Raw genomic sequence first — 11,751 nt, 5'->3', positions numbered from 1 at the left:
GTTGATGGGGATTACGTTATTTATAACGTAACATGCCTAACATCATAATTCAAATACAATTATTTCTATATAAATTATAATGTAAATACTATGTTTAAATTGATTCCGGTTTCGGTATGTGTTAAAGTAAAGCAAAGGAGGCGATGGAATGAACCTCAAACAGGCTTTGTACATCAAGACCATTGCAGAGGAGGGGGGGATCACCGCCGCGGCAAAGAGATTGTATATCAGCCAGCCCTCGCTCAGTCAGATGCTGCATCAGATCGAAGAGGAAATTGGGCTGCCTCTGTTTGACAGAAGCACCTTTCCCGTACGCCCCACCTATGCGGGGGAGTGCTTTTTAAAGGCTGCCTGCCACATGCTGAGCATACAAGATCACTTGGAACAGGAGCTTCAGGAGATACGGCAGGAGGACCGGGGCAGAATTCGACTGGGCATTAGCATTCAGCGGTCGGTGCATCTTTTGCCCAAAATATTGCCGCAGTTTATCCAGCGCTATCCCCATGTGTCTTTGCTGCTGCAGGAGGCGGGCAGTGCGGATTTGGAGCAGCGGGTGTTAGAGGGGCAGGTGGACCTGGCACTTGCTTCCACAGAAGCGACATGCCCTGGATTGCATTACCGTCTGCTCCAACAGGAAACGGTAGGGATCTTAGCGGGCGCAGACAGTCCGCTGGCTATGTCTTTGGCTGCGGGCACCCCTATTTCGCTGGAAGAGGCACTGAGTACTCCGTTTGTATCGCTGAAACAGGGGCACAATGTGCGAGTGATTCAGGAAAAGCTGTTTCAGGCCCTGGGGCAGAAGCCGCAAATTTTGCTGGAAACAGACAGCCTGGAGGCGGCCCGGCAGCTTACGCTAAGCTGTGGATGCTGCATGCTCTGCACAAACAGCTATGTGGACCGGGGAGAACTGTTTTATCCGCTGAAGCATTATAAAAATGGCAGACATTTTTACGCCTGCTATGGGAAAGCGCGCGTGCTTCCGGGCTACATGGAATTCTTTTTGGAGCTGATTGAGCAGAAGCTGAATGCCGGGGAGTGACTGGCTGGATGACGCATGGAGCGAATGTTAAGAAATTCGTTCCTTTTGAACGTGAGCATGAGTTGAAAAAGAACGGTCCTGTGCTATAATAGCATTAAATTTTAGAATTTTATGGGCAGGAGGGGAACGGTGTGGAACCCTGTGCTTCTCAGCCATCCTGGTACCATCTGGACAATGCGGCGATGATGTATTCCGCCATCCAGCGGGGGAATTATTCCGCGCTCTATCGGTTTTCCGCCGTAATGACGGACCCTGTGGACCCACAATGTCTGCAGCGGGCCATAGATAAAACGTTGCCGCGCTTTCCGGGATTCCAGGTCAAAATACGCCGTGGATTTTTCTGGTATTACTTTGAACGGGATGACGGGCCAGGTCCTGTTTTGCAGCGGGATATCCGTAACCCATGCCAACCGGTGCGCTTCCAGAATCACGACAAGCTGATCCGCTTTTTCTACTACGAAAAACGGATCTCCATGGAGGTGTTTCATGCGCTGGCAGACGGCGGCGGGGCGCTGGTCCTGTTCAAAACGCTGCTGGCGGTGTATCTGCGGGAAATGGGCCACGCGGTTCCCAACACCCATGGGATCCTGGATGTCACACAGCCGCCCCAGCCGGAAGAGTGGGAGGACGCCTATGCCCGCTACGCGCACTCCCGCGTCCACCTGAGTATGAGCGAGCCAAAAGCCTATGCCTGTACCGGAACGCCGGAGCCCTTCTACACATTGAATGTGACCATGGGCTTTGTCTCTGTGAGGGAACTGCATGCTGCGGCGAAAGGACACGGGGCCTCGATTACGGAGTATTTAGCGGCTATCTTGCTCCAATCCATTCTGATCAGGCAGCGGCGGGAGGGACACAGGCGGGAACTGCCGGTTTCTTTGGCGGTCCCCATCAATCTTAGGCCCTATTTCCCCTCCACGACCCTTCGGAATTTTATTTTGACCGTCCGTCCCAGCATCAATCCAGAGCTGGGAGATTATACACTGGATGAGATCATTGCCCAGGTTCACCACCACATGCGCCTGCACATCACCCGGCAAGAGATGCAGGCGGTCATTACCAAAAACGTCTCCCTTCAGCACATCCTGCCTCTCCAGCTGGTGCCTTCACCGGTGAAGAATTTTGCCATGGATCTGGGCTACCGCATTGCTGGAAGCCGCCCCTATTCCACCACCTTTACCAATCCGGGCATTTTTCAGGTGCCGGAGGAAATGGAGCCCTTGATTCACCATATGGAGGTGGTGTTGGGACAGTCTTATACCCCGCGGGTCAACTGTGCCGCCATCAGCTTTGGTGACATTATGGAGATCACATTTGCGGGGACGGTCCGGGAAAGCGACGTGGAACGGGAATTTTTCCGGACACTGGTTCGGGAAGGACTGCATGTGAAAGTTACCTCCAACCGAAAGGAGTGTGTGCTGTGTCATACTGCGTCAACTGTGGAGTAGAGCTGGACCAGGACGCCGCTGCGTGTCCCCTGTGCCAGACCCCTGTCATCAACCCCGTCTGTCCGCCTGACCCTCAGGCGATCCCCAACTTTCCCCTGGAGCGCCAGGAGGTAGAACCGGTGGATCACCGGGAATTGGCGATCCTGCTCAGTGCTATGACAGTATGTACTGGGGTTTGCTGTGGACTGCTGAATTTCGTTTTGTGGCGGGGGGCGCCCTGGTCGCTGTTTGTGGTGGGAGCCTGCGCTGTGCTGTGGGTATGGCTGGTTCCGCCTCTTCTGCTGCGGCGTGCCCCCTCGGCAGTTCTGCTGCTGCTGGATTTGCTGGCTGTGGGCGGTCTGCTGGTGCTGATCGGGACGGTTTTACAGGGAAGTGTTTGGCTTTCTGGGATCGCCCTGCCGGTCTGGGCCGGGTTTTCCCTGATTTTGCTGACCATCTGGATGGCTGCCAAAAACCGTTCATTTCTCAGCCGGGCTATGCTGATTTTGGGCGGTCTTGCGCTCTTTCTGATCTGGCTGGAATTTATCATCGACCGTTTCCTGGGGACGTACCGCCCTATGTGGTCTCTGATTGCCGCAGCAGTGGCCGTCACCCTTATGCTGCCGCTGGCAGTGGTTCGTACCCGCCCCAATCTTCGCCGTCAAGTGCGCCGCCGGTTCCATTTCTGAACATAACAAAACGCAGGGCCTGTCTTCTGGCAGACCCTGCATTTTCTTTATTCCAACCGTCTTAAAAAATCCGCCATGGTGGTCATGGCCTCTCCCGCGCTTTTCAAGGGGAACATCTGGAATACATGCCACATGTCCGGCCAGCTTTGGAGCACACAGGGGACTCCTGCGGCGATCAGCGCATGTAGGAGCTGCTCGGAGTCAGAATAAAGGATCTCACGCTCACCTACCTGGATCAGGGTAGGGGGCAGGCCGGACAGGTCGGCAAACAGGGGAGACAGCTTGGGGTGGGTGTAGTCTGCATGCGGGGCGTATGCGCTGCGTACCGATTGAATGTAGCGGTTTGTCAGCATAGGGTCCAGTTCTTCCCGCTGGGTGTAGGAATCTCCACTGGCCGACATATCCGTCCAGGGAGAAAAGAGGACCAGCCGTCCGGGTTGGAACCGCCCCTGCTCTTTCAAAGCGAGCGTCAGCTCCAGCGCCAGGTTTCCTCCTGCGGAGTCCCCCGCCAAGATCACATCTTTTGCCCCCCAGCCCTGGTGCATGAGATATTCCCAGGCATCCAGAGCGTCTTCCAGGGCAGCGGGATAGGGAAATTCAGGGGCCAACCGGTATTGAAAGGCCAAAACCTCGCAGCCGGTCGCACTGGCCATCTTTGCGGCCAGAACCCTGGCGTAGCCCAGGTTTCCGCTGGTATATCCACCGCCGTGGCAGTAGAGGATGACCTTGCTCCGGTCATGGCCCCGCTCCGGGCGGACCCAGGCCATGGGCATATCGCCCAGGGAGAAGGGCTCCCAGCTAAAACCGATGGGAGGAGACATCAGGCGGCCCAGGACCTCCTGGCCCTTGCGCTGGCGGGCCAGGTCTTCTGTGTCCATGGAATCCGGGGAGGCTGCGCTGTGGATTGCCTTGAGGGCAGTCATCATGGCTTCGGTGAGCTTTTGGTTGAGGCGGTCGGCTTTTTCCTGCCGTTGGTTGGAAGTATTTGTGTTAAGGTTCATAAAAAAACCTGCCTTTCTTGTGCTGTGGTATGAATTTATTTTACCATGCCCAGGAGAAACATGCAGTTGTTTTCACAACGTGAGCTGTGGGTTGTCCGGATTTTGCAGAAGGAAAGGGCCGCCCTGTGAGCAAAGCCCAGAGCGGCCCCGGCGGTCATGTCCTGCATGGAACAGGGCCCTGGCATTTTGCGTTGGGAATTATTTGCCTCACGGGTTGAGCTGCCAAACCACCAGGTTCAGATAACCCGCAAAGCTGACCCAAAGAAAATAGGGAAGCTGCATCCACGCGGCCAGAGGGCGGACGGCGTGAAAAGACAGGATCATCAGCAGAAGGACCAGCCACAAAAGACTTAGACAGACCAGCGCCTCAAAATACGCGCCGGAAGTGAAAAACAGCAGACTCCAGGAAAAATTCAGCGCCAACTGTACTATCCAAAAGAATACGGACGTACCGACGCCCTTTCCCCCTCGCTTTACCACAAGGGCGATACCAAGCCCCATCAAGACATACAGAACGGTCCAAACCACGGGGAAGACATACCCAGGCGGGGTCAGCGACGATTTTTCCAAAAACGGGTATACCGACGTAAGGCCGGGCTCTGCAAGATAGCCGGAAAGCGCACCTACGCCCAGAGCCAGCAGGGGAAACAAGATAAATCCAAGCTTTTTCATAAAAAACCTCCTACACAGAAGAAGACGTATGGGGACTGCGCCGCATTGACCAGAGCGTACAGAATAAGGCGATTGCGGCCGCCAGCAGATAGATCCCCCATACGGTGGCCAGGGCAAACCAGCTGAGGATCGGGTTCACAAACAGGAGCAGACTTAAAAGAACGTTCAGAACGCCGCTTAACAGTGCCCAGCCGCGCCCCGGCGTCTTGCCTTTTTCGGACAAAAAGCCGGTGATCTGGTTTAATCCAACGGACATGGTCAGAATGCCCAGCAAGAAGGAGACGGTGGTGATCATTTGAGGAATCCCGATCGGGCTGATCAATGCCCCTGCCAGGTTGAGACCGGACACAAGGACCAGAAGGACCCCGTTTGCCAACATCCAGCCGTTGCGCTGTTCTTTGGCTGTGCGGAAAAAGATCATGATCTGAGAGATTCCGGAAAGAAATATGCCTGCGGTAATGAAAAATGCAAACCCGATCCCCGCTGCCACGGGGAAGAACAACGCCGCCAATCCCAAGGCTGTCAATCCCGAGGCGGTTATAATCACCCCCTTTTGTATGCCTCTGCCGGTGGTTTCCGGCTCATCTATGACCTGATATTCCGCATCCAATATGGTATAGGACTGGTTATGCTCCTGTTTCATGTTATGTTTCTCCCTATCGTATCAATGTGTAGTCCCTCCCGCACGGTGAAAGCGCGGCGACGATTCCATGCAGTGAAATCTCTCTTTCCCTGAGGGCTGTTGTCAGCATAACAAAAAAAGGCCGCTTTGGCGGTTGTCCAACCAACGAAAAAGAAACATGTGCTCCGAAGGCGGTTCAATTGCCTTCGGAGCACATGTTTTTTGTGAGGACAGATGAACTTATCGGTTGGGATCCGGTTCCTCCTCGGTAATGGGCATCTCAATCAGAAGTTCAAATTTGCTCTTATCAAATTTTAAGAGACCCTCGTCCCGCATTTTGCACAGCTCATTGGACATGGCGCTGCGGTCCACAAACAGAAAATCCGCCAGATCCTGCCGGTTTAAAGGAATGGAGAAGGTGCGGCTGCCCGCTTTATGAAATTGATCGGACAGGTAGTCCTGCAGGCGCTCCCGTGTGGAGCGGCGGATGCTGTCCTCCAGCTTCCGGGTCAGGCGGTGAGCCTGCTGGGTGACCCCAAGGGTCAGGTTTTGTAAAAAACGGATCTGGACCGGGGCCGTCAGGACATTCTTTCCCAGCAGCTGGCTGACATTTAAAAATAAGATTTCGGTTTCTGCCGTGGTTTCGGCCGAAATATGCAGACGGTATCCTCCGATGGCATTGAGAAGGCCGATTGATTCCCCTGCGCCCAACTCCTCCATGAGATTGCTGTTTCCGTTTGCGTCGATGTGAAATAGATGAAGGTTTCCGGACAGGATCACGCCCACCTGGGACATCAAGTCCCCGTCCTGCATCACCAAGGTGCGCTTGGGGTAGGTCCTGCGGTGGGAGGTTATGGTTTCCAGCGCTTCTAAGATTTCGCCGTCTTCCATATTGCGAAAGAGTAATCCGCGCTTCAAAACAGAAAGCATGTTCTCCTGGTCCATCATGTCTGGTCCGCCCCTTTCCCAAGGTTGTTTCCATGGGATAACCATAGCGAAAATTACCGGATTTGTCAATTGCGCTTGCCGGACGGTGTGCCGGTATGCACCTGTGTTGGATGGACAACCGCTTTTTGCCCGGCTATACAGCATACTGATATCAGCCAATAAAAATGGCTTGGATGATCTGTTTATCCAAAGGAGGAAATGATTATGAATTTATGGAAAAAAGGACTTGCGCTGGGTCTGATCCTTTGTATCACAGCGGGAATGACCATGACCAGCGGAGCAGAATCCGCCAGTATCCCCATTGACAGCAGCACATTCCCCGATCCGGCGTTTTTACTTTGGGTCCAGCAGAGCGACACAGACGCAGATGGGTTCTTATCCCAGGCTGAGCGGGATGCGGTCACGAAAATGGACCTTCGGAAGATGGGAATCCGGGACTTGAGCGGGCTGGAATGGTTTCGTGGGTTGGAAAAATTAAATTGCAGCGAAAATGACCTGGTCTCCTTAGAGCTGCGCGATTTTCCGGCGTTGACATCGTTGACCTGCAATGAAAATCCCAGGCTGTCCAATTTAGTGCTGGATGGTGTGCCGGCGCTGGAACATCTCTACTGCTTTCAATCCAATCTCTCCCAGCTGGATCTGCATGGCGTTCCCAACCTGGCTTACCTTGCCTGGGGTGCAAGCCCCTTGGAAGAACTGGATCTGAGCGGCAACCCCAATTTGAACACACTTCATGTCCTGGGTGGAAATCTGACCCGTGCGGATCTGTCGCACAATGAAAAGCTGGATACGGTATTGTGGAATCACACCTGGATTGAAACGCTGGACCTGTCCTATCATCCCAATCTGACCTACCTAAACTGTACAGACAATCAGCTTACCTCTCTGGATCTCAGCGGCAATGAAAAATTGGAAGCTGTGTATGCTGGAAACAACCAGCTGCTGGCCGTCCGGATGCCTGAGGGCAGCGCACCCTTTTGTGATTTGACCGGGCAGCGCTCTGCAGCGTTTCAGCTGTCTGAGGGGGAAAATGGCTTCTGGCTCAGCGATCTTGTCCCCTGGATGAACGCCGAAAACGTCCAGATAATAAGCGGCGGGACCTTGGATGGAACCCGTGTCCAGTTGGATTCCCCCAATCAAACGCTCACATACCGCTATACCGATGAAAGCGCCGTGCTGGAAGCCTCCCTATCCGTTACGGGAAAAAATGGCTGGCAGATTCCATTGCGTATAGACAATTGGACCTATGGAGAGCCCGCTGCCAGCCCGCAGGCACAGGCGGCGTTTGGGACTGTGGAATTTTTCTATGGACCTTCCCCACAGGGACCATTTCAAAAGGAACCTCCCACCGTCGCGGGCACATGGTATGTCCAGGCTAAGGTAGAGGGAACACCCCAGTATTCGGGACTGGAACAGGTGGTTTCCTTTCAGATCGATCCGGCCGTCCCGGAATATCCCGTTCCAGAGCATAAGTGGGCGACCTATGGGGATTATCTGGCCAGCGTATCCTTAGAGCCGCGGTTTTTCTGGGAAAACGAAAGCCTTCGGGTGGGAAATGCTGGGGAGCAAATGCACCTTGTATGCTATGTGCCGGAAGATGTGACGGATTATCAGGTGGTAGAGCACATCCGCGTGTTCGTGACGGTTATGCCCTATGATGGTACGCTTCTTTCTATCCCTCCGATCACCAGCCGTTCCGAGGCGGAAAACCTGGTGCTCAAACATGAAGACTGGATTTTGAAACAGGGTACGGATTATGTGACGGCATTTGAAAAAGAAGGGGAAAATGTTCGGTTTACCATTTATTTTCAGGGGAACTATCAAGGAACGGTCATTCGAACCTTTTTGGAAAACAGCCAGACCGGGACTGGAAATGAGACCGGCGGAGGCGGAAGCAACAGCGGAGGCGGAAGCAGCACCGGAGGCGGAGATATACGCCCTACCTTTTCGATTTCAGCACAGGCTACATCCGGGGGAATGATTACCCCCAAAGGAACCCTGTGGGTGAGCCGGGGTGAGACACCTCGTTTTACCATGCGGGCCGATGAAGGATTTCGATTGAAGACCGTCCTGGTAGACGGAGAGCCTGTGGACCGAGAAGAGAGCTACCGGTTTGCTCCTGTGTCCAAAAATCATACGATCTGGGCGGAATTTGTTTCTCGGAATGTTCTGCCGTCTCCAAATGAGACCGGGGTATCAAAATATTTAGATACCCAGGCACACAACTTCTATCTGAGCGGCTATCCCGGAAACCGGTTTGGTCCGGACGATTCCCTGACCCGTGCACAGGCGGCACAGATTTTCTATTCCCTTCTGAACGACCGGAATGTGCCTGGGGGGGCCGGCTTTTCTGATGTGCCCAGTGATGCCTGGTATGCCAAAGCCGTCAATGCGCTGGCGTCTTTGGGGAAAGTTTCCGGCGTGGGGGAAAACCGGTTTCTTCCGGATCAGCCCATTACCAGAGCGGAATTTGTGACGATGGCCATGGGATTTGCAGACCTTACTTACCATCCGGCCGGGTCCTTCCCCGATGTAAAACCTGAGGCCTGGTATTACCAGACCGTGATGAGTGCTGCGGAGTATGGCTGGATCTCCGGTTACCCGGACGGAAGCTTTGGCCCCGACCGTTTGGTGACACGCGGGCAGGCCGCTGTGGTGATAAACCGTATGCTGGACCGCCGGGCGGATCAGGACTTTATTTCCCGTCACACACAGCTGCACCCCTTTCTGGATGTACCGGCTTCGCATTGGGCCTATTACGACATCTGCGAAGCGGCCAATTCCCACCACTATATACGAAGCAATTGGGTGGAGATTTGGGAAAATCTGCGTTAATGATCCGCTTCGTTGTGTGGACAACCTACTTTTTGCTCCCTATGTATTATCATAAGTTCATAGGGAAACCCTAACCAGTCAAACAACTGGATTACTTATCAGGAGGTACGATTATGTACTATACCAATGGAAATTATGAAGCCTTTGCCCGCCCCCGCAAGCCCAAAGACGTGGACGCCAAGTCCGCGTGGCTGGTTGGCTCCGGTCTGGCCAGCCTGTCCGCCGCCGCATTTTTGATCCGGGATGGCCAAATGCCCGGTGACCATATTCACATTCTGGAGGAGGCCTCCCTTCCCGGCGGTGCCTGCGACGGATTGCAGGTCCCGGATCTGGGCTTTGTCATCCGGGGCGGCCGGGAAATGGAAAACCACTACGAGTGTCTCTGGGACCTGTACCGTTCCATCCCCTCCCTGGAGGTGGAAGACGCCAGTGTGCTGGACGAGTTCTACTGGCTGAACAAGGATGACCCCAATTTCTCCAAAAACCGTGCCACACTGCGCCGGGGGGAGAGTGCTGACACCGGAAACCGGTTTGATCTCAGTGACGAGGCCGCCTTGGAGCTCATGCGCCTGTTCTTCACCCCGGATGAGGCACTTTATGATCAGACCATTGACGATGTGCTGGACGAGGAATTTTATCAGTCCAATTTCTGGCTTTATTGGCAGACCATGTTCGCCTTTGAAAAATGGCACTCCGCGTTGGAAATGAAGCTCTATCTGCAGCGGTTCCTCCACCATATCGGTGGACTGCCCGACCTGTCAGCACTGAAATTTACCAGGTATAACCAGTATGAGTCTCTGATCCTGCCGCTGGTATCCTACCTCAAGGAACGGGGCGTGCAGTTCCATTATGGCGTCAAGGTGACCAACGTGCTCTTCCACTTCCTGCCGGACAAAAAGGTGGCCCACCAGCTGATCCTGCTGCGGGACGGAAGGGAAGAGGTCATGGTGCTGACAGAGAATGATCTGGTGTTTGTCACCAACGGCTCCTGTACGGAGAGTTCGGCACTAGGCGACAACGATCATCCGCCCAAACTGACGGTGACCGACGGGGAAGGCTCCAGCTGGAGGCTGTGGAAAAATCTCGCGGTACAAAACCCGCTCTTTGGCCGCCCGGAAAAGTTCTGCTCGGACATCCAGGCCACCAAATGGGAATCGGCTACCGTAACCCTTTTGGATGATAGAATTGCCCCCTATATTCAGGACATCTGCCAGCGGGATCCCTATTCCGGCAAGGTGGTGACCGGGGGAATTGTCACCATAAAGGACTCAGCCTGGCTGATGAGCTGGACCTTTAACCGCCAGCCCCATTTCAAGGCTCAGCCCAAGGAGCAGCTTGTGGGGTGGATCTATGGGCTCTATCCCAACGAACCCGGAGACTTTGTGGGAAAACCCATGGAGGAATGCACGGGAGCCGAGATCTGCATGGAATGGCTGTACCACCTGGGTGTGCCTGAAAATCTCATTGAGGAACTGGCCCGAGACAGTGCCAGCACAGTCCCCTGCATGATGCCCTATGTCACCGCCTTCTTCATGCCCCGTGCTGCGGGAGACCGCCCGGATGTGGTTCCCGAGGGCTGCGTCAACTTTGCTTTCCTGGGCCAGTTTGCTCAGACGGAGCGGGACACGATTTTTACCACGGAATACTCTGTGCGCACCGCCATGGAAGCGGTCTATACCCTGCTGGATGTGGAGCGGGGGGTCCCGGAAGTATTTAATTCTGTCTACGACATCCGCTGCCTGCTCAACGCGGCCCACTACCTGCTGGATGGACGAAAGCTGACGGAGATGAAGCTCCCGCTGCACTTGAAAATAGCCATGCGAGCTGGTTTGGATAAACTGGAAGGGACTACCCTGCTGGAACTGCTGCACGACTACGCCCTGATCTAACCTAAGCTATGGCCTGGTGTGCGGCTTGGCTTTCCAATATTCACATTTTGTTCTGACTTTAGGAGGTAACTACTATGACACTGCAATTCTTCTGGTCCCGGACGGCTTCTGTCTGGATCGCGCTGCTCTATATGCTGCTGGGGATCCCACTGCTTCTCTTCCCAGGAATCAGCGGTTCCGTCTTTGTGTGGGCACTGGCCGCAGGCGCTGCGGTTTATGCAATCAGCCACCTGTGGCGGTATATCCAGGACCGTAAAACCGAGCAAGCTTCTGGAGGAGACCTCTTTCTGACCATCCTCCCCATGTCCTTTGCCATCTTCGCCATCCTGTGGCCTCAGGCAATTCTCTCGTTTCTGCCCCTGGTCCTGGGAGCTCTGCTTCTGGTAGACGGAGTAGGGAAGATCCCCCTGGTCATCGCCGCAGTCCGGGCCAAGTCCGCCATTCTTGTCCCTCTGCTTCTCTCCTCTCTCATTCCCACGATTCTGGGCGTCCTGCTGGTGGTCAATCCCTTTCACGCCGCCCGACTGGTTATTATGATCTTTGGAGCCGCGCTTGTGGCGGATGGTGTCAGTGACCTGATCACGGCCTTGATGTCCCAAAAATCCCCTCCTGATTCACAGCCTCTGTAA

10 protein-coding genes are annotated in these 11,751 nt (G+C 54.4%); 6 read left to right on the top strand and 4 right to left on the bottom strand.

Annotation, left to right across the window (positions count from 1 at the left end):
* The first annotated feature begins 148 nt into the window (after window positions 1–148).
* From ACTQ3R_RS13095 to ACTQ3R_RS13085, 3 genes are all read left to right on the top strand, one after another.
* A complete protein-coding gene (locus ACTQ3R_RS13095) occupies window positions 149–1,039 on the top strand; it encodes a LysR family transcriptional regulator (RefSeq protein ID WP_441779654.1) in 891 nt (296 codons plus the stop codon).
* A 131-nt stretch (window positions 1,040–1,170) separates the two neighbouring features.
* Window positions 1,171–2,487, top strand: a complete 1,317-nt coding sequence (locus ACTQ3R_RS13090) for a hypothetical protein (RefSeq protein ID WP_441779653.1) — start codon at window positions 1,171–1,173, stop codon at window positions 2,485–2,487.
* On the top strand, window positions 2,460–3,155 hold the full coding sequence (locus ACTQ3R_RS13085; protein ID WP_441779652.1) for a DUF6320 domain-containing protein: 696 nt from the start codon (window positions 2,460–2,462) through the stop codon (window positions 3,153–3,155). The genes ACTQ3R_RS13090 and ACTQ3R_RS13085 overlap by 28 nt, the downstream gene beginning before the upstream one ends.
* Window positions 3,156–3,202: 47 nt before the next feature.
* Here ACTQ3R_RS13085 and ACTQ3R_RS13080 read toward each other — a convergent pair whose 3' ends face one another.
* From ACTQ3R_RS13080 to ACTQ3R_RS13065, 4 genes are all read right to left on the bottom strand, one after another.
* Window positions 3,203–4,156, bottom strand: a complete 954-nt coding sequence (locus tag ACTQ3R_RS13080; protein ID WP_441779651.1) for an alpha/beta hydrolase — start codon at window positions 4,154–4,156, stop codon at window positions 3,203–3,205.
* A 207-nt stretch (window positions 4,157–4,363) separates the two neighbouring features.
* Entirely contained in the window at window positions 4,364–4,828 is a 465-nt protein-coding gene (locus ACTQ3R_RS13075; protein WP_441779650.1) for a TspO/MBR family protein, read from the bottom strand.
* A gap of 10 nt (window positions 4,829–4,838) precedes the next feature.
* Window positions 4,839–5,471: an HdeD family acid-resistance protein gene (locus ACTQ3R_RS13070; protein ID WP_441779649.1), complete on the bottom strand. Its 633-nt coding sequence runs from the start codon at window positions 5,469–5,471 to the stop codon at window positions 4,839–4,841.
* Window positions 5,472–5,690: 219 nt separating this feature from the next.
* On the bottom strand, window positions 5,691–6,368 hold the full coding sequence (locus tag ACTQ3R_RS13065; RefSeq protein WP_441792700.1) for a Crp/Fnr family transcriptional regulator: 678 nt from the start codon (window positions 6,366–6,368) through the stop codon (window positions 5,691–5,693).
* Between the two features lie 234 nt (window positions 6,369–6,602).
* Between ACTQ3R_RS13065 and ACTQ3R_RS13060 the strand changes: the two genes are divergently transcribed.
* From ACTQ3R_RS13060 to ACTQ3R_RS13050, 3 genes are all read left to right on the top strand, one after another.
* Window positions 6,603–9,233 carry an S-layer homology domain-containing protein gene (locus ACTQ3R_RS13060; RefSeq protein ID WP_441779647.1) on the top strand — a complete coding sequence of 877 codons (2,631 nt, stop codon included), beginning with the start codon at window positions 6,603–6,605 and terminating at the stop codon, window positions 9,231–9,233.
* Between the two features lie 113 nt (window positions 9,234–9,346).
* Complete coding sequence (locus tag ACTQ3R_RS13055) at window positions 9,347–11,122, top strand: oleate hydratase (RefSeq protein ID WP_441779646.1); 1,776 nt, start codon at window positions 9,347–9,349, stop codon at window positions 11,120–11,122.
* 74 nt (window positions 11,123–11,196) lie between these two features.
* Entirely contained in the window at window positions 11,197–11,751 is a 555-nt protein-coding gene (locus ACTQ3R_RS13050; RefSeq protein ID WP_441779645.1) for a DUF308 domain-containing protein, read from the top strand.

Origin of the sequence: Lawsonibacter sp. LCP25S3_E2, from assembly GCF_052117285.1 — a bacterium.
Lineage (GTDB): Bacteria > Bacillota > Clostridia > Oscillospirales > Oscillospiraceae > Lawsonibacter.
This window is presented reverse-complemented; position numbering and strand designations above follow the sequence as displayed.